A 20,992-nucleotide genomic window follows, 5' to 3' on the forward strand; every position below is an offset into this window, starting at 1 on the left:
AGTATTGTAAAATGATGAGCATACTTAAGATTTAACTCATAAGTAAATTTACTACAGTTTTATTTTCAGGTACTTTCTCTTTTAACTTTGATATGCGTTAACCAGGTCTGTTCTTTTAGTGATTTTTCAATTACATTAGTTCGTTAAATTTTTATAATGTGCTGATTCTAAATGCATTGAATAATTTATGGCAAAATTATTATCTTATTGATTTTAAGCGAATTGTAAATCAGTCTAATGTCTATTATCTAATATCTAACGATCTATTGAATTAACAATAATATTTATTTGACATGACAATTAAAATAAATATATTTGTCACAACAAATATAAAAACGTAGATATGGATATAAATTATTTCATTCAGAACTTTAGGAATGCTTTTGGCGATTATGAATTACCTATAGCTATTTGGTATTCAGATAGACCCAAGGTAGAAGTATCAAAAACAAGAGGTTGTTATATTAAAGACTTAAAACCGGCTAGAAAAGGCCAAATTTTAAGTTTATCTGTGGATGCCATTGCATGTCCGGGAGGAAAAGTATATAGTGGCTTCACGTCAGTTCCACCATTTCTTCCGGGATTTGTCTCTGATAAAGAACGGTATAAAGATACACCTGAAATGGTTATTGACTTTATTACAGAATTAAACATGCCATCAAAAGAAGGTAAGTACATTAATTTTGCATCAATTAACAACCTTGATAGCTTTGAAGGCCTGGAGGGAATTATCTTTTTTGCATCTCCAGATGTTATGACAGGATTAATTTCATGGACTTTAATGGATACAAATAAACCGGATGCTGTTTCAGTTCCTTTCGCATCAGGATGTAGTGCCATAGTTGCTCAAACTGTTGTAGAAAACAGAGATGAAGGTCACAGGTCATTTTTAGGCTTATTTGATCCGTCAGTAAGGCCACAAGTTGAAGCAAATATATTAAGTTTGTCAGTTCCGATGAGTCGCTTTAAAGAGATGTATTACACATTGGAAAAATCATGTTTGAAAGGCACTCATGCATGGAATAAAGTAAAAGAAAGAATTTTACAAGATGGAAATTAAATTAGAGAATTCCGTAAATCATAGAATAGCAACACTTGCCGTACTTTTAAAGCGGCAGGTGTTTAGGATAATCGCTGATAATCAATTAGAAATTACACCAGATCAATGGGTTATAATGTACTATTTATGGGAAGAGAATGGGCTAACAGTTGGTGATTTAGCTAAAAAATCGAAAAAGGATTTTGCTAATGTTACGAGGATAATTGAAAAGCTTTGTAAATTAGGATATGTATCAAAAAGGAAAAGCCTAGAAGATAGTAGAAGTGTTCTTATTTTTATTCTTCCCAAAGCAGAGGAAATAAAAGAAAAAATTTATGCTTGTTGGCAACAATCTATTAGTATTGCAACCAATGGAATAACAGATTCTGAACAGGCTACAATTCTTGCTCTAATAGAAAAAATGGAAAACAATATTTTAACTTATATGGAATAACTCCCTGTTGTATTGGTATACAACAGGAAGCTTTATTTGCCTTATGCTTTAGACATTGTCTTGATTAGCAAGCTGTTTGAGCTTTTGCTAGAATATAAGAACTTGATTATATATTGTAGTTATCCATTATTTCTTCATAAACTTATCAGTAAGCCATTTTCTTACTGGTACATCATATAATTTATATAAAGCATAAGCCAAAATCACACTTACCACGAGTACTGATATTGATATAAATATCATGGTTGTTTTTCCAGATGGTGACGTATTAATAAAGTCCTGGTTTTTATCAATCCATGCCATATACATATAAATAAAAGGATAGTGAATTATGTATAGGGGATAGGATATATCACCAAGAAAGCGACTTATTTTAGATGACATTTTACCTTTGGTTTCGCCACTGGCACCAATATAAACTACCAACGGAAATACTAATATTATAGATAATGAATCGTAAAGGCCATTCAGCCAAACTTGTTCAGAATTTCCGACTCTTGGTATGGAGAATATAACAACAAGTATTAAACTGCTCCAGAAGAATGCATTCTTGTATTGTCCTGGTTTTACAACTCTGGATAATAATAATCCTGCTAAAAATGGATAAAGAAGTCTTGTAAAACCAATTCTAAGTTGAGTGGCATCAATTGACCATCCGCCAATTACATCTCCATGAGGACTGGTAACAGCCAGGTGAATTAAAGCAGCTCCGGCAATAAATACGAATATCGCCAAAACCTTATTCGAGAGCTTCCTGATAAATAAAGCATAAAAAATATTACCAACATATTCAAAAAACAACGACCATGCCGGGCCGTTCAAGGGGTGCATTTCTGTCCATCCCCTAATATCCATCGAATGGCCAACCGGAATTAAAGTAAAACCAATTACCATCACCAATAACATCTTCCAAACCGGAGTTTCAGATATTACCGGGAAGAAACTACTATCCTGAAAATAGAAAGTTACTGCACCAATAATCATCCCTACAATAATCATTGGGTGCAGACGAATTAATCGTCGTTTAAAAAAGCCACCGAGTGTCATCTTTTGCCAACGGTCGTCGTAGGCATAACCAATAACAAAACCTGACAAAACAAAGAAGAAATCTACAGCCAAATAACCGTGGTTGATAATCTGTTTAGAGTGGTCGCCCCCGGTAAATGTTTCAAGGATATGAAAAGCTACAACTATAATTGCTGCAACACCACGTAAACCATCTAATATCGGGTAGTGTTTTTTTGAGTCGGAAAAACCGGATTGATTACTATTGCTAAGGCTCATATTATGTATTTATTAAAGTTTATTATTTGAGTGTAATTAATTTCAACAATTCGTTAAAATTTATACTACACTGTAAATTAGTAGTTAAAAATCATTATTGTAAATTATTTAATTTGTAGATTCAAAACGTCTTGTAAATTAGTCTATTGTCTCTTATCTAAAATCTAAAGATCTATTGTGCTTTATTCTGTTATTTCAATTCTATTCCATTCACTATCTTCAATAACACTCTCGTAATAGCCATCCCCGGTAATCCTGGCTTCGCTAACAATGTTATAGCCATCGCTTCTTAATTGTTCAGTTAGTTTATCCACTCTTTTTCTGTCTCCAACTGAAATTGACAGGTGAGTCAATCCCAATGATGATGCATGATTCCCTAAGAATTCCATAATGTATGGATTGTGCATTAGTTCCATCCGAGTATTTCCTTCTTCAAAAGATAGAAAATATGATGAGAAATTCTTTTCAATATTTATGTATTTATCGCTACACTTTGCCCCAAAATACTTTAGATAAAATTTTTTGGTTTTCTCCAAATCATGTGTCCAAATTGCAATATGATCTATTTTCATTGGTAATATCTTACTGTATCTTTTAATTCATTGCAAAGAAAGGTGGTGACAATTAATAAACTTGTCTTTTATTAAAAAACTATTGTCTTATTTTTGTAATCATTCAAATTTGAGAGAATGAAAAACATTGAAAAAGCAAAATATTGTCATACAGATATTGATAAAGATAAATCCTTCTTCTTTGATCATGTGCATATTGTGTGGAATGAGCAGATTTCATTTCACCAAAGTAATGATTGGGAATTGTCTTATGTTATAACAGGGAGTGGTACACGTGTTATTGGCGACAATATGGAAACCTTTTCTAAAGGAGAAATCATTTTGCTTCCTCCAAATCTGGCTCATGGTTGGTATTTTGATGAAAACGTTCATTATAAACATGGCAAAATTGAAAATATCACTATTATTTTTCCAGATTCATTTCTTGATAAATGTGCAAATACATTTCCTGAATTACAAACTAGTGTAAAGCGCTTAAAAGAGATATCAAAAGGCATGAGTTTAAAGGGAAAGTTGTTGCCCTTGATTCAAAGACTAATGCATTCAATGATCTCCCAAAACAATATGGAGCAGTTAACTACTTTACTTCAAATCATCTCTCATATTTCTTCAGATACTGAAATGCAAATAGTTGGTTTTCGTGAAAGACAATCCCGCAAGGCAGATAAACTACAGGAAGTCCATCGTTTTATGTTAACGCATTATCAAGAAAAAATAACACTTGATGATGTAGCTAAATATGTAGGGATGAATAGTTCTTCCTTTTGCTCATTTTTTAAAAGAGAAAAAGGAATGTCATTTTTTACCGCACTAAATGAGTATAGAATTAAATGCTCATGTATAATGCTTTGCGAAACAGCCATGACGATTTCAGAAATTAGTGCAGCTGTTGGTTTTAATGACATCCCTTATTTTAACCGGACTTTTAAAAAGATGATGCGTGTTTCTCCAAAAGAATATCGATTAGATTCTATTTAGTTCTTATTTGATAGGTTTATTTATAGAACTTCTTCTTGAATTAACTCATATTCTATTCCTTCAAAAACTTGTGATCTTTGGATGATTGAATCTATAAAATCTCCATAATTCTTTTCCAGTCAGAAACCCTTTCATACGAAGAATCTGCCACGTGAACATTATGCAATTGACTAAATATTATCCTTTTACCATTAAATGTGGAAAGATTTTTAGGATGGTCATCTATCATAATGTCGCCACTAATACTATCCTTACTGCCGCAGAAGATCATTTGTTTCCAGGTTATAAAAGGGAAGTGTTCATTTAACCATGCTTGTTTTTCATTTAAACTATTCGGGAATTCTGTTGCAGAAGATACTATTAGTACTTTGTATTTATTATTCAGATAGTTTAAACCTTCAACACTATCTTTCATTACAGGAGGTGTACGAAAAAAACCTTTACTCCTAACAAGTTTATTAAATGAAGGAAAAGCCTCCTCCTCTAATTTTCCCTCCAAACTCTGATGTGTCATTTTTAATCCTGTTTCTTTAAATTCAAGATTAATTAAATGAGAATACACATCTGCTAACACTCCATCCATGTCTACTAATAATTGCTTTTGCATCGTTTAAATTTTTTTTAGAAAAAAATAATTAATAACAACGAATTACTTTTTTGTATATGCGGTTTCTGGTTTAAGAGTAATTGTTTCAGGCTATTTAAATTACACTCTTGCATATTACCGCATAAAACTATAAAATAACGCATCATTTATTAGATATATCAATCAAATATAGATATATTGCGGATATATGCAATTTTAAATGCGGCATTATGCTTAAAAAGGAAAGACACGATTATATTTTAAATCTTATTAATAGAGATAATCGAATCTATGTTACTTCGCTAAGTAACGAACTTGGAATTTCAGATGATACCTTAAGACGGGATCTTACTGAATTAGACAATAAAGGCTTGTTAACAAAAGTTCATGGAGGAGCTATCGCAAAATCAGGAATATCTATCCAATTTACGGACAGGATAAATACGGCTATGGATAAAAAGCAACAAATGGCTTCAAAGGTTATTCCCCTTTTTAAAAATGGAGATGTAATTTTATTAGATGGAGGAACATCTAATCTTGCAGTCATACGTCAATTACCCAAAGAATTAGAGTTAAGCATATTTACCAATAGTTTTCCGATTATAAACGAATTATTTAATCATACTAACATAGAATTAAATTTTCTTGGAGGTAAGGTCTTTTCATCTTCTCAGGTAACAGTTGGTGTTACTGTCTTTCAAGCTCTACAAACTATTAATCCGGATTGGGTTTTAGTTGGGATAAGTGATGTACATCCGGAAAAAGGATTAACATGTCCGGACAGAGATGAGGCATTAATAAAACGTGCAATGATTGAAAGAGGAAATAAAAGGCTTATTCTTGCGGATAGTCATAAACTAAATACAGCAAGAACTTATCAGGTGGCCTCTTTGGAGGAAATCGATTATATAGTAACCGAAGACAATAAAATAGATTACATAAAAAACAACTGGCCTAAGTATTCCTATGATGTTATTTAGTCTGTTTGTTGATGTTTTGTTGGAAAATATATTCACAAAGAGCTGATTGGTTTATGAAGCAGATTCAATAAATCCTCCTTTTTCCTTAACAACCAAATGCCCCCAATTATTTATAGCTTCTAAAGCCGGTATAAATGTTTTCCCAAAATCAGTTAAACTATATATTACTTTAATAGGTGGTTTATCGCCAAACACACTACGCAAAACCAAACCGCTTTCTTCCAGCTGTTTAAGTTGCAAACTGAGTGTCATCTCCGTTATGGCTCTTATTTCTTTCTTTAATTCGTTGTAACGTTTTTCTTTATCCTTGAGGTGATATAAAATAACCGTTTTCCATTTTCCACCTACTAAATCCATCGCCAGGCTTACTGTACATGGATATGTTTTTCCGTTTAATTCAATGCTTTTTCCCATATCAATAACCTATCTAGTGTCAGCTAAATAAACTCGCACAAATTTAGTCTTTGATAAAAAAGTGCCAAAGACAATGCTTTCGAAGTTTTTGAAACCAAGGAGTTTACTTATTGTAAGTGACTGTTTCAAAAATAAGAATAACGCAGTATTTGGTATTTTTTGCAAAGACTATCTAATTTGATAGTTATTGCAAAGGTAAATCACTAAAGTTATTTTTGCAACTATAATAATGATAGTTTAAAATATGAAACAAAATGCAATTGTATTCCCTGAAGAATACACTCCCGGAACAACAGACAATTATTGTTCAAATGAAGTAATTGTAAAAGGTTTAACAACACAGGAAGTATGGAAATATTTAGCTAATCCTTTTGCCTGGCCTGAATACTATCCAAACTCATCTAATGTTGAATTCTTAAATTCCAATGACAGGGAATTATTTGATGGTGTTCGTTTTCGTTTTAAAACATTTGGGTTCCCAATTGAAGCACAAGTAACTGAATTTGTACCTCCATGTGAAAATGAAGCAGCTCGATTGGCATGGCATGGTTGGGCTGAAGGGGACGAGGAAACACGTTTGGATGTTATCCATGCCTGGTTAATTGAAGATTTATCGGGCAATAGAGTTCGAATTCTTACACAGGAAAGCCAAATTGGAAAACCGGCACAGGAGCTTGCTAAAACAAAGCCTAACCCTATGATTAACGGACATCAGGATTGGCTGGATGGATTGGTAAGTTATGCAAAAAACAAAAGAAACCAGAATCAACTTTGATATGAAAAACGTAAAAATAGCTTTTCTTGGACTTGGTGCAATGGGTTCAAGAATGGCTTCTCAATTAATAAAAGCTGGATATGACTTAACGGTTTGGAATCGTACTGCAAAGACAGCTGAGGAATTTGCTAAAAATGGAGCAAAACATGCAATGACGCCCAAAGAAGCTGTGATTGATGCAGATTTTGTAATCTCTATGGTTAGAGACAATGAGGCATCAAAGGATGTTTGGTTTAATGATGAAACGGGAGCAGTTTCCGGAATGAAAAAAGGCGCTGTAGCTATTGAGAGCTCGACATTGACACCGGGTTGGATTAAAGAAATGGTTGGCATTTTTTATAAGGAAGAAATTTCGTTTTTAGAGGCTCCGGTTTCCGGTACTCGTCCGCAGGCAGATTCTGCACAGTTGATTTATTTTGTTGCAGGAGACAAAGAGGCTTTTGATATTGCAAAACCCGTATTGGAAAAAATGGGTTCAAAAATTAATTTTCTTGGAGAACCAGGTAATGCTGCTATTACAAAATTGGTAACTAATTCATTACTGGGAATACAGGTAGCTGCTTTATCCGAACTTATAGGAGTAATTAAAAGCAACAATGCCAATGTGACTGAAATATTAAATGCAGTATCGCAAACAAGTCCATGGGCTCCGATAAATAATTTTATTAGTTCGACCATTATTAATCAGAATTTTGCACCTCTCTTTCCTGTTGAATTAATATCAAAGGATTTCAACTATATATCTACTATTAATGATGCGGATGAACAGATATCTCTTTTAAAACGAGTGTCTGAAATTTTTCATGCAGGTATTGATAATGGTTTAGGCGACCTGAATATGACAGGCGTTTCCAAACTTTTTGAATAGTTATTATTTATTTTTGAATGTATGGTTTTCTATTTCATAAAGAAGTGAAAACCTACTTTTTCTCATAGTCATTTTCACTTAGTATAAAAAAATAGAGTAATGAAAGTATTAGCAATAAATGGAAGTCCTAAAAAAGAAGGAAACACATATCATGCATTAACAATGCTTGGTAAGCAATTAGAAAAGGAAAATATTGATTTTGAAATTCTGCATATTGGCAACAAGGCTATTCAAGGTTGTTTGGGGTGTGGAAAATGTTATAAAATGAAGAATAACCAGTGTGGAATAACAACTGATATTGTAAATGAATCCATCCCCAAAATTTTGGAGGCAGACGGTATTGTACTAGGTTCTCCGGTGCATTTCTCGGGTATATCAGGAACAATGAAAAGCTTTTTAGACCGTGTTTGGTATGTGTCATCAAGCAATAACAATTCTTTGTTTCATCATAAAGTTGGAGCTGCAGTAGTAGCTGTGCGCCGTAGTGGAGGTTCTGCTACATTGGATAGTCTTTATCATTATTTGGCGTATTCAGAGATGATTCTGGCAACCTCAAATTATTGGAATATTATTCATGGAACAACTCCGGCAGAAGCTGAGCAGGATACCGAAGGCGTTCAGATTATGGAAACGCTTGGTAATAACATGGCCTGGATTATGAAAATGAAAGAAGCCTCTGCTACTTTATCACTTGAGGAACCGGAAATACCAAATAAGATTATGATGAATTTTATAAGGTGATACTATTTTTGTATCTACTGCCAAAATCAATTGGTAATATTTCATAACGAAATCAAAAACAGAAAAAGTAAATGTTCAAAAAAATACCCATTAATAGCATATACAATTGTATCGTTATTATTTTAATTGTTGTTGCAGTTGCCATTAGGGGAGGAGCTACCTTTAGATGGATGCTTCCTCAGAAAGAATTTTCTTATAGCCTTAAAGATATTCAAGTAGCATATAAGGATGCTGCAAAGGTCAAATTAAAATCAGAAGGTACCATCTCCATTCTGGATAATAACAACAATAAAATTACAAACGCCCTGTTTTCGGGCGATTTTAATGCTGAGTTTCAGGGATATGCAGGTAAAATACCTGTTTTAATATATTTTGATAACAAGCATGTAGTATCACGAGTGCAATTGCTCAAAAACGATGAGTCGCCAGAGTACATTACCTATATTACAGAAAAAGGCTTGTTGAATACCTGGAGCAATATGCCTATTGATACTCTCCTGATTAATAAATATGTAGATGCCATAAGTGGTGCCACCTATAGCAGTAATGCCATTATTAAAACAGTTAATAAAACACTGGGAGGTTATCTGTCGGTTCAGGCACAATATCAAAAAAACGATATAAATGGCCTATTAAAGTCTGTCTTAACCTTAATACTTATCCTTTTATCGTTAAGTATGTTACTTAAAAAATGGTTTCGAAAATATTACTTGTATTACTTGATTCTTATTGTAATGGTTTCTGGCTTTTGGTTTAAGCAAATGTTATCGCTCGAAACCATACACACCTGGATAATGAAAGGTATGCCGTGGCAGAGCAATTGGGAATTAATAACGGTTTTGATCATAGCTATTGCAGTGGCTCTTCTTGGGCATAAAAACTATTATTGCACCTACCTTTGCCCAATGGGAGCAATACAGATGATCGCTTCTAAAATTTCGCCCTTAAAAAAGAAAGGTTTGCAATTAAAAATATCAAAAGTAAGCCTTCGGTCAGTCTATCTTACCTTTATTTGGGTTAGTCTTATTTTTGGATATACAGTCCCCTTGTCAGATATGGAGCCTTTTAAAGCCTTTTCGTTTACTGTGGCTTCAGATATCATGTTGATTGCAGGCGTAGTAATTGTTCTCATGTCCTTCATTTTTAACAGACCCTGGTGTCAGTTATGTCCCACCGGATGCCTTTTAAATAGCGTACCTTCATTAAAATCAAAAAAACAGAATCATGCAAAATAAATCCTCACTTTTAAATATTGTTTTAGCCGTTGTAGTTGTTGTTTTGGTATTTCAACTTACAAAAAGAGGAGGTGACAAAAAGCACCATCATGGCGACAGATCCACACATCATAAACCTTCACAAGAGAGGGTATCATCTGCTAACGATACAGATTATTCCGGTAATCAAAAGAAATCGGTTGGCGTAAAAGGTTATATCATGCCCAAGCCTGCATTGGTTATAGGTTCTTATAGTAAGGAAGGAAAACCCGACATAATGACGGCAGCATGGACAGGCATAGCCAACTCTGATCCGCTTAGCATTTCGGTTTCCATTAGAGAATCGCGTATGACTTATGAAAACATACTTGCCAATGGATGTTTCACTGTAAATGTTCCTTCAGAAAGGTTTGTAGTTGAAACAGATTATGTAGGTAATATTTCAGGAAGAGATGAAGATAAATTTAAAAAGCTTGGGTTAACGCCCGTTAAGGGAGATCATGTAAATGCACCCTACATTGGCGAATTTCCGATTGTAATTGAGTGTGAAGTAACCGATACCTTTCACCTGGGTTCGCACGTACAGTTTATAGGAAAAGTAGTTGACACCAAAGTAGATGTTCAGTTTCTTGATGAAAATGAAGATGTGGATATTGAGAAGTTAAAGCCGGTAATTTTTGAGAAAAACTTTTATTATGGATACGGCAAAAGGCTGGCTAAACCCTTTGATGTATACAAAACTTTAATAGAGGGAAAAGAACCTCAATACAATCCACTTAGCATTACAAATGAAACCCTTGTCACTATTTTCAACAGAAAGAGTGTACGTCACTTTACCTCAGAACAAGTATCGCAAGACCAGTTAACCATGATGGTCAGAGCTGGTATGGCAGCCCCAACGGCAGTAGACAAGCGTCCATGGGCTTTTGTCGCTATTCAGGAAAGAGAAGTGTTGGATCAATTGGCCGACATATTGCCTTATGCAAAAATGCTAAAACAAGCTACTGGTGCAATTGTTGTTTGCGGCGATCTTTCAAAGGCATTACAAGGAGATGCCCAGCCTTATTGGGTACAGGATTGCTCCGCTGCAACCCAGAATATTTTATTGGCTGCCGAAAGCATGGGGCTGGGTGCTGTATGGACAGGAGTTCATCCTATCAAAGACAGAGAGAAAGACGTTCAACAAGCATTGAATATCCCATCCGATAAAATTCCGTTGAGTGTAATTGCCATTGGTTATCCAACCGGGGAAGATAAACCCAAAGACAAATGGGATGAAACCAATTTGCATTGGAATAAATGGTGATACACCTGATAAAAAGGGCACCCAAAAGTAAAAATCCCTAATTTTTGGTATTTAAATGCCGAACCATTCTTTGTAGTTTTGTGTTTCTATCTAAAATACAAGTATGGAAAACCATCAGCACGAGAAAAAAACACTTTGGGTAGTTCTGCTTACTGCCGTCACCATGGTAGTTGAAATTATTTATGGCTTAACCACCAATTCCATGGCTTTATTGGCAGACGGCATACACATGGGTTCGCATGTTTTAGCCATTGGCTTGAGTTGGTTAGCCTATGTTATTGTTAGAAAAGTATCAAAGAGCGAAAAATTTAACGGAAGCTCTAATAAAATACTCTCTCTTTCGGGATATAACAGTGGTCTGTTTTTATTAATATTTGCTATTGTTATCATGGTAGAGGCGGTAGATCGTTTTTTTAACCCTGCTGAAATTGTATATAAAGAAGCAATATTAGTCGCTGTAATAGGCCTGTTGGTTAATATAGCCAGTGCCTTTCTTTTACATCACGATCATGAGCACTCCGACCACAATATAAAAGCCGCATATTTGCATGTAATAGCAGATGCGTTAACCAGCTTGTCGGCAATTGTAGGGTTGATTGCTGCCATGGTTTGGGATATACCGTTTATTGATACTATAGCCGCTATTATCAGTTCCCTGGTTATTATAAAATGGTCTGTTGGATTATTAAAAGACTCCGGATCTGTGCTATTGGATATAAATAACAGCACAGAGCATAGTCACGGACATCAACATTGATTATAGTTTTAACACATGATATAATATTTGATTAACTTCAGTATAGGTTTGTTCACATTCTATAATAATATTTGTTTTAAATTCCTTGATATATCTGCGATTGGGATGTGTAATGTAAAAAAAAATATAAAAAAAGTTTAATTTTATTTGGTGTTTAAACGTTTAAACTATATATTTGTGATGTTATTTAATCATTTTAGCATAAGATCATAGCAATGAAAAAGAAACCATCATTAAAAGATATAGCTTCAAAAGTTGGCGTTTCAACTGCACTGGTATCTTATGTGCTTAATGGAAAGATGGAAGGGCGCATAAGCAAAGAGGTGGCAAGCCGTATTAAGGAAGTTGCCAAAGAATTGAATTACCGACCTAACCAGATTGCTCGAAGTTTAAAAACAAACAAAACAAACTCAATAGGATTGCTTCTGGCAGATATCTCAAACCCGTTTTCATCGCAAATTGCCCGTATTATTGAAAATGAAGCAGATAGGATGGGATATGCAGTAATTATTGGTAGTTCGGATGAGGATATAGAAAAATCAGAAAAGATAATTGATGTATTCTTAAATCGTCAGGTTGATGGTTTGATTTTATCATTACCTGATAATTCAGAACATATTGTGTCAAATTTGAAATCGAAGGACATTCCTTTTGTTTTGTTAGATAGATATTTTCCGGGCATTCCAACAAATACAGTAGCTGTTGATAATTATTCTGCCTCTGAAGATGTAGTGAAACACTTAATGGAAAAAAAATATAAGAATGTGGGCATTGTATCATATGACACTTCTTTAGTTCATTTAAATGAACGCTTACGTGGTGCTACAGAACAACTTAATGGTCATAGTAAGGTAGGTAAAGTCCGACTTGGGCACATTCAGGAAGATGTTGAGTCATCAATTGATTCTTTTCTGAAATCTGAACCATCTGTTGATGCTATCTTTTTTACATCTAACCTTTTAACTATTTCAGGGTTAAAGTATTTAAATAGTAAGGAAGTTATTATACCTCGCGATTTAGGAGTAATTGCTTTTGATAAGACTGATGCTTTTGACCTGTTTTATACATCGATCACGTATGTTAATCAACCTCTTCCTCAATTGGGTAAAGAAGCTGTAAGACTGATTATTCAGGCCATATCTGATAATAAAAAGAAAGAACAGATATTCCTGTCAGCAGAACTCATCGTTCGGGATTCAACTTCCCGAAAATAATTTTTTTGATTATAGGTTTAAACGATTAAGCAAGAAATAATCAAAAGTGAAAAACAGAAACTCCGGCCAATAGTGCGCGCTGTTCAGGACATCAGGTTCTGAAAATTTTTTACGAACGCTGTTTAAACGATTAAACTATTTCAACAATAAAAATTTATCAAAATGAATTCATCCAATTTTAGAAAAAACAAAGTAGTATGTTACGGGGAAGTACTATGGGATATATTCCCAAACCAGACAAAACCTGGTGGGGCTCCAATGAATGTTGCTTACCACTTAAATAAGTTTGGTGTTGAAAGCAAAATGATCAGTAGGGTGGGAACCGACCAATTGGGAAAAGACCTGTTGAATATTCTTAACGGATGGGGTGTTTCCATTAACAATTGCCAAATTGATGATGTTAATCAAACAGGTGTTGTTAACGCAATAGCCGGAGAGGATCATGAAATGAGTTATGTTATAAAAGCTGATGCAGCCTGGGATCATATTGATTTTATGAATCATCATGTTGAAGAAGTTAAAAGTGCTGATGCATTTGTTTTTGGAACACTAAGTACCAGGAGCCAAAAATCAAGAGAAACCCTATATAAATTACTGGAACAAGCTTCATATAAAGTTTTTGATATAAATCTGCGACCACCCTTTTATTCTAAAGAAATTATTGAGCATCTGCTTAATGAGTGCAATCTTTTAAAATTAAATCAATCAGAACTTCAGTTACTTAATTCCTGGTTTTGCAAAGAAAAGCTGGATGAAAAAAGTAGTGTGCGTTTTCTTCAATCCCGGTATAATATTAATGAAGTTATTGTTACCAAAGGGAGTAGTGGTGCCACTTATTACGATATGGAAACGGAGTGTTCATTCCCTGCAAACAAAGTAAAAGTCAAAGATACAGTCGGAAGTGGAGATTCTTTTCTTGCTGCTTTCCTAGCCAAAAAGATCCAGAATGAACCCGTTGAAACCGGAATGTACTACGCTACTGCTCTTGGTGCCTTTGTTACATCTCAGGAAGGTGCATGCCCTGATTACCAAATTGAATACTTGGATCAATTGGCTATTAGTGAAATGTAAAAAAAATCTTTTGAATTAATATTTGTCAGCTATGAAAAATAATAACTACAACACAAAAAGTATTTCTAAAAAAAATCTTTTTCCTTTTATATTAGTGACCTTATTGTTCGGACTTTGGGGATTTGCAAATGCGGTTACAGATCCTATGGTTCAAGCCTTTAAAAAGGTATTGGAATTGTCAAACTCCCAGGCTGCATGGGTGCAAATGGCCTTTTATGGTGGGTATTTTTGTATGGCTCTACCGGCATCAATGTTTATGAAAAAATACTCTTATAAAGTTGGTATTTTAATTGGTTTGGGACTTTATGCAACAGGGGCATTGTTATTTTATCCTGCAGCCATAACTGAACAATTCTGGTTCTTTTGTTTGGGTTTATATGTTTTAACCTTTGGTCTGGCTTTTCTTGAAACAGCTGCCAATCCTTATGTTTTATCATTAGGGAGCAAAGAAACTGCAACAAGGCGTTTAAATTTAGCTCAATCATTTAATCCAATTGGTTTGCTTGGAGGATTGTTAATTGCGCAACAATTTGTTCTAAAAAATTTAAAATCGGATGATATTCAAAACTTTTCCAGTTTAGACGAAGCTTCTAAAGTTTTAATAAAAACTACTGATTTAATGACTATTCGCGACCCTTATGTAATATTAGGTTTAGTTATTTTAGGCATCTTTGTTTTATTCCTGATCAACAAAATTCCAGAATCAAAGAACTCAGAGAAATCAAGCTCAGAAAATATAGGACAGGCGTTAAAGGCCTTAATAAAAAATAAAAAATACGTCTCCGGAGTCATGGCGCAAACCTTATACATTGGTGCCCAAATTATGTGCTGGACTTATATTTACCATTATGCCGAAGCGGGAAATATTGATAATGTGACTGCTGGTTACTACCAATTTGCTGCATTTGTGTTGTTTACTGTTGGAAGAGGAGTTGGAACCTTTTTGCTAAAATACGTTAGTGAAGGAAAGTTGCTTTCGCTTTTCGGTATGGGCGCAGCTGCAAGTATGGTTGGAGCTATTCTTTTAAATAATGTGATAGGACTTAATTTTATTGTTCTGGCCTCATTCTTTATGTCGATAATGTATCCTACAATTTTTGGAACCGCTTTAAGTGGGTTAACAGAAGAGGAATCAAAAATTGGTTCGGCAGGATTGGTAATGGGGATCGTAGGCGGAGCATTAATGCCTAAGCTTCAAGGTTCTATTATTGATATATCCGGTAGTGGAGTAGCCGATATTCAAATAATGGGAGTCTCAGAAGTAAACTTCTCATTTCTGTTGCCTTTAATCTGCTTTGCTTATGTTTCATGGTATGGATTATCGGTTTCAAGGAAAAAGTACTCAATTCAGTCTTTCTTAAAACCCAAAGCACAAGAGACCTTAAGTTATAATTGTGAAATCTAAAAGCCTTTAAGAAAATGAAATCTACAAGAAAATATATCAGTATAGTAGCTATTATTTTTATTAGCTCAATTATGACAGCTCAGGTTGTTATTACGAATACAAATTTTTCGATGGGAACCACCGGAAGGATCGGTATAGGGATGTCTCCTAATGGAGAAGGAATGCAATGGAAACCTTTAAATCTTTCGGGGCAGGGATCGCTTGCCGGTAGGATGGAACAGTATGATTATATGGATTTATTACCTGCTATTCATTTTACTCCAAAAAGTGAGAACGATGATACTACCAATGTAACCATGCAGGTTCGTTTAGGTATGTACTCTCAAAACGGACAGTTTATGGGGAATGTGAGCTCTCGTTCTCCTCAGGGGTTAACATTTATTTTACCTGAAACCTATGTTGAAGCCAAAAATATTATGGGTAGTGATTGGTCGGCCTGGGCAGGTGTAAGGTTTAGACGATATGATGATATCCATATTTGCGATTATTTTTATTTTGATGACCATTCTGCACAAGGGGCCGGGGTTAGCTACAAAGACACCGAATTTGCGATCTATATGCCGTCTTCATCTGATTCTTCAGGAGTTTACCCTTATAATTATCAGGTAACAGTTAAGGGGGCTACTAACCCGGCTATTCGTCAGAGAATGGTATTTGTAGGGGAGCATACAATGAAGTTAAAAGGAGGAAACTCCCTTAAATTACTCGGCGAGTATCATTATGTGGCAGAAAACTCAAAAGATGTGGATTATTCGTATCCTTCAGACTGGGGATGGGTATTGGGTGCCAAATTAAATTCTCCGCTAAAAACCAAGGTTGAAGGTTCTTTTAATCAGTTTTCAGTTCGATATGGAGCTGGCATTGCCAATGGCGGGGATAATGGAAATACCTGGACATGGGCAACCTATGGGGCTCCTGATCAAAATGGTAAATATACCAATGCGTATTCTGTAACAATGGTTGAGCACTTCCTGTTAAATTTACACAAAAATTTTAGTCTGAATGGATATGGTATCTTTACCAATAGTAAAGGAGGTTCTTCAAGCAATAATAAAGCGCTGTTTTATGATAAGAGTGAAATCTATAATAGAAAAACTGATTTTGTTGTGGGGGCGCGTTCGTTGTATTATGTCAAAAACTGGCTGCATTTAATTAATGAAGTTCATTATGCAACACGTAAAGATGGTAATAATCCAACCGCTTCTATGTTGAAATTCTCTTTTGCACCAACTATTGTGCCTTTAGGAAAAAAGAATGCATGGTGCCGACCTCATATCCGTCTTGTTATGTCGGCTGCGAAATACAATGATTATGCAAAAGATAATCAGTATTCGCCTTATCTTCAGCTGAACAATAAAAGCTGGGGTACTTATATCGGTATTAAAACCGAAATGTGGTTATTCTAATTATTTACACTAAAATTGATTTATCATGCCAACATTTGGAACTTCATACTTGTCATTTATCCCTTACTGGACTCCAGAAGGAGGTGAATATTCCATAAGAAAAACTGCAGAATACGGGTTTGATATGCTTGAAATCAGTTTGCCATCAAACCTGGAGTTTAATGCAAAAAAAGTTAGAAAACAATTAAGTAACAACGGAATTGAAGCACGGTGCAGTCTGAACTTGCCTGCAGACAGCCATATGCCGCTTTATCCTGAAAAGGCCTTAGCGTTAATAAAATCAGCTATTGATATTGTATCTGAAATGGGAGGGGACTTTCTAGGTGGTGTATTGCACTCAGCCATTGGGAGTTTTACAGGTACCCCCTGTACAATAAATGAACGGGAAACAGTTAAACAAGTATTTACAGAATTGGCAAACTATGCAAAAGATCACCGCATTACAATAGCTCCTGAACCTATCAATCGTTATGAGAGTTATGTATTTACAGCTGCCGACGAGGTGTTGGATATGATTGAGGAAATTGATTTGCCAAACATAGGACTACATATAGATACTTTCCATATGAACATTGAAGAAACAAACCTGTATGATCCAATCATCAGGGCAGGAGATAAATTAAAACATACCCACATTACAGAAAGTGACAGGGGCATGACAGGAGAGGGAAACGTAAACTGGGATGATTTTTTTAAGGCATTATCTGAGATTAACTACCAAGGTCCACTGGTACTTGAAAATTTCTCATCCGAAATTAAAGAGCTTGTAGGACCAACCTCCTTATGGCGACCTTCAAAATACAACTCTGAAGATTTGGCAAAAGGAAGTTTGCAATTTATGAAGAATATGGTAAACAAATGGTATAATACATAATAATACCATATTGTTATAGGTGGAATCATATGAAAACTCCCGGTTTTACATTAACCGGGAGTTTGTTGTATTAATTTTTTAGTAGTAAAGCTAAAAGTAATGCTCGCTCTGTTATACTATGGCGGATAATCCTTTCATTATCTGAGGGAAGGTATTCTCCAACTGGTCCAAGTCCATCAATTATAGGTAAATCCTTTTTTATGTGACAGATGTCTGCAGAACTCCATCTGTGTTCTTCAGTGATTCGGACATCAATCTTCTTAGCCAATTCGCAGATTTGATTAAATAATTGGGTAGATTTTTCAGAGGCAGAAAGTGCGGGTCTCTTCAAACCACCTTCTATCTTCATCTGATAAATTTTACTTCTTTTTTGCGTAGACAGAATCTTCTTTATTTTCATCTCTATCTCGTCAAGTACTTCTGGTGAATTGTAGCGTACGCTAATACCGGCGGTACCATATGCATATCGTTTAAAAATATTACTCTTAAATTCTATGTCAAAAGGAGCTATAATATTGTTGCTGTCGTTGTAAGAAATATCGGTAATAGCAGCAAGTGTTTTATTAAAATTCATAGCTGTATTTGAAACATGTTCAGGATTGTCCTTTTTTAACATCTTTGTATCAAGGCGATAAAGTGCAGATCCGGAGCGGGATAAGATAAGTCCTCCGCTTTTTGATGAGCCGCTTAATGAAATCACAGATTGGGCAATTTCCGCTTTTTGCTGGATAATAGATTTGGAATACCTACCATCAATAGAAGAGTCTGTTACTAATAAAATCCCTATTTTTAATTTTTTCAAACTCCTTGAAAACTTTAGTGCCTGAAGAGCTGAGATTAAAATAGCAATACCACCTTTATTTTCCCAGATACCTGTTCCTTCCAAATATTGTTCATGTTCCTGGAAGTTTTCGTGTTTAGCTAATTTTATTCTGGTATCTATGGGTTGTACAATTAAATAATCCACCTCCTGATTAAATGAATTGGAAAAATATAATATGTTTCCAACTTCAAGTTGAGGGTATATTTCCTGCGTAAAACCCATTTGGCTTAATTCAGAACTAATTAATCCGGAACAATAATTTACTCCTTCAACATTCCTTACGTATGTATCGGTATCAACCATCTGTTTTAGAAGTTTTTCCGTTCGTTGCTGCCTGGTTTTTATAAAAGTCCGCATTCGCGATGTTTGACTTGTCTTTGATTTTGACTTGTTATTGTCTCCCTGTGGCAGGGCATTGGTAAAATAGCGAACAGATGCCACATCAAGCATCTTGTTTACAAGTCCCTCAAAGTTATATCCGGCAACCTTTGCTGCAGTGGGATAGGAGCCTGATTCTCCAAGGCTGGCCATGGAGTTTATTTCTAACAGGTAAATGTTCTCGTCTTCATCCAACCGGATATCAACACGGGCAAAATCCCTTAGGTTTAATGCATTAAAGGCATCTATACTGATTTGCTGCATTTTTTCTGCTAATTCGGGGCTGATATGTGCAGGACAAACTTTCTTTTTGGGTTTATGCTTTTTATCATCAACAGTTTGTATGGCATCCGGATCTCCCTCCAAGTCAATTTCCAGTACGGGGAAAGATTCAACCGGGGAATTCCCAATGAGCCCCACACAAAATTCACGTCCCCTTATAAATTGCTCAACCAGAGCTTGTTGGTCAAATTCTGTAACAATATAATGTACGGCCTCTCTTAAATCTTCCTGATTGTATACTACCTTTAAGCCAAATGAAACACTTTCCATTTTTGGTTTTACAATTACCGGAAATTTTACAGTCGACATGTCCTCTTCATGATTGTTGAATACCCAAAAATCCGGTGTGGGAAGGTTGTTGTTTTTCCAGATAATCTTAGTCAATACTTTGTCTAACGCCAGCGCATGACCAGATGGTGAAGAGCCGACATAAGGTAGTCCTAGCATTTCTAACATACTAGGAATGTGTGTATAACGGGATTCGCCCTGGATTCCATAAGCCATATTGAATATCATGCCCATTTGTTCGCCTTCATTTACCCTGGGCATAAAATTTTCAAGTCTTTCTATAATCTGTTTGTTTCCATCTAAAATGGCCACATTGTGTCCTGCTTTTTCCAGACTTTCAGCCACTCTTTTTACGGTTTTTTCGTTATAGAACTCTTTGTTCTGCATTCCAAAGGTGTTGATCACACCACTTATGTCTTTATTATATATTAATGCAACTTTCATTGTGTAATTTGTTTTGAATGTTTATTAACTATGGTTCTGTGTGGGTAAGGTATTTCAATGCCTACCTGATCGAATCGTTTTTTTACGGATTCATTCATGTCACAGTTTAGTACAAAAGCATCATCATTGTTTTTTGCCCATATATATGCCCGTATGGTTACAGAGTATTCTCCCAGGCGGATAACTCGTGTAAGTGCCATCGGTTTATTTACCTTCTTATCTTCTTCAGAGCGATTATCATATATTAAAGGGTGGTTAACAGCCTCTTCGTATATGATTTTTTTTGCAAGTTCAATATCTGATTCATAGCTTATGTCAAATTCTACAAATTTTTTAATTTTCTCCTCTATTATATTGCTGTTTATAATTGTGGCTTCACTTATTATTGAATTAGGAATAATTATACGGCGGTTTTCATAGTTCCTTATGATGGTGTGACGTAAGGTTATTTCTTCGACAATACCTTTGTCAATACCATTAATCTCAATCACATCGTTCACCCTAAAAGGGCGAAATATCAGAATAAAAATACCGCTTATAATATTGCTAAACGCTTTTTGCGAAGCAAAACCTATAATTGCCGCCAAAACCCCGGCTCCTGCAAATAATGCTTTGCTTACAGTTTTTAGTGATGGGGTTATGTAAAAAATCGCTATAAGTCCTGCTGTATATATTAAAAAGCTAATTGAGTTTTTTAGAAATGAAAAGTTGGTGGGATCAACATTAACTTTTAATGATTTCCGTTTGATAAACAAACCCAAAAACTTCCGGATGATAAATGATGATAAATAAACCGCAACAATAATAATTGCCACTTGAAGCCAATACTGCCAATCCAT

General features: G+C 35.0%; 21 protein-coding genes. 15 read left to right on the top strand and 6 right to left on the bottom strand.

Annotation, left to right across the window (positions count from 1 at the left end):
• Positions 1–343 precede the first annotated feature (343 nt).
• Positions 344–1,060, top strand: coding sequence for a DUF169 domain-containing protein (locus tag OM074_RS14250; RefSeq protein ID WP_301200574.1), 717 nt, complete (start codon positions 344–346; stop codon positions 1,058–1,060).
• A complete protein-coding gene (locus OM074_RS14255) occupies positions 1,050–1,493 on the top strand; it encodes a MarR family winged helix-turn-helix transcriptional regulator (protein WP_301200576.1) in 444 nt (147 codons plus the stop codon). The genes OM074_RS14250 and OM074_RS14255 overlap by 11 nt, the downstream gene beginning before the upstream one ends.
• Before the next feature lie 126 nt (positions 1,494–1,619).
• Here the strand turns inward: OM074_RS14255 and OM074_RS14260 are convergent, their stop codons facing one another.
• Both OM074_RS14260 and OM074_RS14265 read right to left on the bottom strand, forming a co-directional pair.
• Entirely contained in the window at positions 1,620–2,777 is a 1,158-nt protein-coding gene (locus OM074_RS14260; RefSeq protein ID WP_301200578.1) for an acyltransferase family protein, read from the bottom strand.
• A gap of 182 nt (positions 2,778–2,959) precedes the next feature.
• The gene (locus tag OM074_RS14265) at positions 2,960–3,349 is read right to left on the bottom strand and encodes a VOC family protein (protein WP_301200580.1); all 390 of its coding nucleotides are present in this window, start codon (positions 3,347–3,349) and stop codon (positions 2,960–2,962) included.
• Between the two features lie 117 nt (positions 3,350–3,466).
• On the opposite strand from OM074_RS14265, the gene OM074_RS14270 reads away from it, so the two are divergent.
• Positions 3,467–4,327 (top strand): helix-turn-helix domain-containing protein, encoded by an 861-nt coding sequence (locus OM074_RS14270; RefSeq protein WP_301200582.1) that lies wholly within the window; start codon positions 3,467–3,469, stop codon positions 4,325–4,327.
• 91 nt (positions 4,328–4,418) lie between these two features.
• Here the strand turns inward: OM074_RS14270 and OM074_RS14275 are convergent, their stop codons facing one another.
• The gene (locus OM074_RS14275) at positions 4,419–4,934 is read right to left on the bottom strand and encodes a 5' nucleotidase, NT5C type (protein WP_301200584.1); all 516 of its coding nucleotides are present in this window, start codon (positions 4,932–4,934) and stop codon (positions 4,419–4,421) included.
• A gap of 209 nt (positions 4,935–5,143) precedes the next feature.
• Between OM074_RS14275 and OM074_RS14280 the strand changes: the two genes are divergently transcribed.
• Entirely contained in the window at positions 5,144–5,893 is a 750-nt protein-coding gene (locus OM074_RS14280) for a DeoR/GlpR family DNA-binding transcription regulator (RefSeq protein WP_301200586.1), read from the top strand.
• A gap of 51 nt (positions 5,894–5,944) precedes the next feature.
• Here the strand turns inward: OM074_RS14280 and OM074_RS14285 are convergent, their stop codons facing one another.
• On the bottom strand, positions 5,945–6,307 hold the full coding sequence (locus tag OM074_RS14285; protein ID WP_301200588.1) for a winged helix-turn-helix transcriptional regulator: 363 nt from the start codon (positions 6,305–6,307) through the stop codon (positions 5,945–5,947).
• A 244-nt stretch (positions 6,308–6,551) separates the two neighbouring features.
• Here OM074_RS14285 and OM074_RS14290 point away from each other — a divergent pair, with 244 nt between their 5' ends.
• The 11 genes from OM074_RS14290 to OM074_RS14340 all read left to right on the top strand — a co-directional run bounded on the left by OM074_RS14290 (position 6,552) and on the right by OM074_RS14340 (position 17,938).
• Complete coding sequence (locus tag OM074_RS14290) at positions 6,552–7,082, top strand: SRPBCC family protein (protein ID WP_301200590.1); 531 nt, start codon at positions 6,552–6,554, stop codon at positions 7,080–7,082.
• Entirely contained in the window at positions 7,048–7,950 is a 903-nt protein-coding gene (locus OM074_RS14295) for an NAD(P)-dependent oxidoreductase (protein ID WP_301200592.1), read from the top strand. The genes OM074_RS14290 and OM074_RS14295 overlap by 35 nt, the downstream gene beginning before the upstream one ends.
• Before the next feature lie 99 nt (positions 7,951–8,049).
• Complete coding sequence (locus tag OM074_RS14300) at positions 8,050–8,691, top strand: flavodoxin family protein (protein WP_301200594.1); 642 nt, start codon at positions 8,050–8,052, stop codon at positions 8,689–8,691.
• Between the two features lie 71 nt (positions 8,692–8,762).
• Positions 8,763–9,926, top strand: a complete 1,164-nt coding sequence (locus OM074_RS14305) for an FMN-binding protein (protein ID WP_301200596.1) — start codon at positions 8,763–8,765, stop codon at positions 9,924–9,926.
• Positions 9,916–11,211: a flavin reductase gene (locus OM074_RS14310; RefSeq protein WP_301200598.1), complete on the top strand. Its 1,296-nt coding sequence runs from the start codon at positions 9,916–9,918 to the stop codon at positions 11,209–11,211. Before OM074_RS14305 ends, OM074_RS14310 begins: the two co-directional genes overlap by 11 nt.
• 103 nt (positions 11,212–11,314) lie before the next feature.
• Positions 11,315–11,968, top strand: a complete 654-nt coding sequence (locus OM074_RS14315) for a cation diffusion facilitator family transporter (protein ID WP_301200600.1) — start codon at positions 11,315–11,317, stop codon at positions 11,966–11,968.
• Between the two features lie 215 nt (positions 11,969–12,183).
• Positions 12,184–13,182, top strand: coding sequence for a LacI family DNA-binding transcriptional regulator (locus OM074_RS14320; protein ID WP_301200602.1), 999 nt, complete (start codon positions 12,184–12,186; stop codon positions 13,180–13,182).
• A gap of 162 nt (positions 13,183–13,344) precedes the next feature.
• Positions 13,345–14,253, top strand: coding sequence for a carbohydrate kinase family protein (locus tag OM074_RS14325; RefSeq protein WP_301200604.1), 909 nt, complete (start codon positions 13,345–13,347; stop codon positions 14,251–14,253).
• A 31-nt stretch (positions 14,254–14,284) separates the two neighbouring features.
• The gene (gene fucP / locus OM074_RS14330) at positions 14,285–15,658 is read left to right on the top strand and encodes an L-fucose:H+ symporter permease (RefSeq protein WP_301200606.1); all 1,374 of its coding nucleotides are present in this window, start codon (positions 14,285–14,287) and stop codon (positions 15,656–15,658) included.
• Between the two features lie 14 nt (positions 15,659–15,672).
• Positions 15,673–17,064: a carbohydrate porin gene (locus OM074_RS14335; RefSeq protein ID WP_301200608.1), complete on the top strand. Its 1,392-nt coding sequence runs from the start codon at positions 15,673–15,675 to the stop codon at positions 17,062–17,064.
• 25 nt (positions 17,065–17,089) lie between these two features.
• Positions 17,090–17,938, top strand: a complete 849-nt coding sequence (locus tag OM074_RS14340; protein ID WP_301200611.1) for a sugar phosphate isomerase/epimerase family protein — start codon at positions 17,090–17,092, stop codon at positions 17,936–17,938.
• Between the two features lie 70 nt (positions 17,939–18,008).
• Here the strand turns inward: OM074_RS14340 and OM074_RS14345 are convergent, their stop codons facing one another.
• Both OM074_RS14345 and OM074_RS14350 read right to left on the bottom strand, forming a co-directional pair.
• Positions 18,009–20,153 carry an ATP-grasp domain-containing protein gene (locus OM074_RS14345; RefSeq protein ID WP_301200613.1) on the bottom strand — a complete coding sequence of 715 codons (2,145 nt, stop codon included), beginning with the start codon at positions 20,151–20,153 and terminating at the stop codon, positions 18,009–18,011.
• Complete coding sequence (locus OM074_RS14350; RefSeq protein WP_301200615.1) at positions 20,150–20,992, bottom strand: mechanosensitive ion channel family protein; 843 nt, start codon at positions 20,990–20,992, stop codon at positions 20,150–20,152. The genes OM074_RS14345 and OM074_RS14350 overlap by 4 nt, the downstream gene beginning before the upstream one ends.

This window comes from Plebeiibacterium marinum, from assembly GCF_026013615.1.
Taxonomy (GTDB): Bacteria; Bacteroidota; Bacteroidia; order Bacteroidales; family Marinilabiliaceae; genus Saccharicrinis; species Saccharicrinis marinus_A.

Excerpts from the sequence above, each read along its gene's own strand:
- OM074_RS14250 (WP_301200574.1), top strand. The coding sequence starts at position 344 with ATGGATATAAATTATTTCATTCAGAACTTTAGGAATGCTTTTGGCGAT.
- OM074_RS14255 (WP_301200576.1), top strand. The coding sequence starts at position 1,050 with ATGGAAATTAAATTAGAGAATTCCGTAAATCATAGAATAGCAACACTT.
- OM074_RS14260 (WP_301200578.1), bottom strand. The coding sequence starts at position 2,777 with ATGAGCCTTAGCAATAGTAATCAATCCGGTTTTTCCGACTCAAAAAAA.
- OM074_RS14265 (WP_301200580.1), bottom strand. The coding sequence starts at position 3,349 with ATGAAAATAGATCATATTGCAATTTGGACACATGATTTGGAGAAAACC.
- OM074_RS14270 (WP_301200582.1), top strand. The coding sequence starts at position 3,467 with ATGAAAAACATTGAAAAAGCAAAATATTGTCATACAGATATTGATAAA.
- OM074_RS14275 (WP_301200584.1), bottom strand. The coding sequence starts at position 4,934 with ATGCAAAAGCAATTATTAGTAGACATGGATGGAGTGTTAGCAGATGTG.
- OM074_RS14280 (WP_301200586.1), top strand. The coding sequence starts at position 5,144 with ATGCTTAAAAAGGAAAGACACGATTATATTTTAAATCTTATTAATAGA.
- OM074_RS14285 (WP_301200588.1), bottom strand. The coding sequence starts at position 6,307 with ATGGGAAAAAGCATTGAATTAAACGGAAAAACATATCCATGTACAGTA.
- OM074_RS14290 (WP_301200590.1), top strand. The coding sequence starts at position 6,552 with ATGAAACAAAATGCAATTGTATTCCCTGAAGAATACACTCCCGGAACA.
- OM074_RS14295 (WP_301200592.1), top strand. The coding sequence starts at position 7,048 with ATGCAAAAAACAAAAGAAACCAGAATCAACTTTGATATGAAAAACGTA.
- OM074_RS14300 (WP_301200594.1), top strand. The coding sequence starts at position 8,050 with ATGAAAGTATTAGCAATAAATGGAAGTCCTAAAAAAGAAGGAAACACA.
- OM074_RS14305 (WP_301200596.1), top strand. The coding sequence starts at position 8,763 with ATGTTCAAAAAAATACCCATTAATAGCATATACAATTGTATCGTTATT.
- OM074_RS14310 (WP_301200598.1), top strand. The coding sequence starts at position 9,916 with ATGCAAAATAAATCCTCACTTTTAAATATTGTTTTAGCCGTTGTAGTT.
- OM074_RS14315 (WP_301200600.1), top strand. The coding sequence starts at position 11,315 with ATGGAAAACCATCAGCACGAGAAAAAAACACTTTGGGTAGTTCTGCTT.
- OM074_RS14320 (WP_301200602.1), top strand. The coding sequence starts at position 12,184 with ATGAAAAAGAAACCATCATTAAAAGATATAGCTTCAAAAGTTGGCGTT.
- OM074_RS14325 (WP_301200604.1), top strand. The coding sequence starts at position 13,345 with ATGAATTCATCCAATTTTAGAAAAAACAAAGTAGTATGTTACGGGGAA.
- fucP (WP_301200606.1), top strand. The coding sequence starts at position 14,285 with ATGAAAAATAATAACTACAACACAAAAAGTATTTCTAAAAAAAATCTT.
- OM074_RS14335 (WP_301200608.1), top strand. The coding sequence starts at position 15,673 with ATGAAATCTACAAGAAAATATATCAGTATAGTAGCTATTATTTTTATT.
- OM074_RS14340 (WP_301200611.1), top strand. The coding sequence starts at position 17,090 with ATGCCAACATTTGGAACTTCATACTTGTCATTTATCCCTTACTGGACT.
- OM074_RS14345 (WP_301200613.1), bottom strand. The coding sequence starts at position 20,153 with ATGAAAGTTGCATTAATATATAATAAAGACATAAGTGGTGTGATCAAC.
- OM074_RS14350 (WP_301200615.1), bottom strand. The coding sequence starts at position 20,992 with ATGGATTGGCAGTATTGGCTTCAAGTGGCAATTATTATTGTTGCGGTT.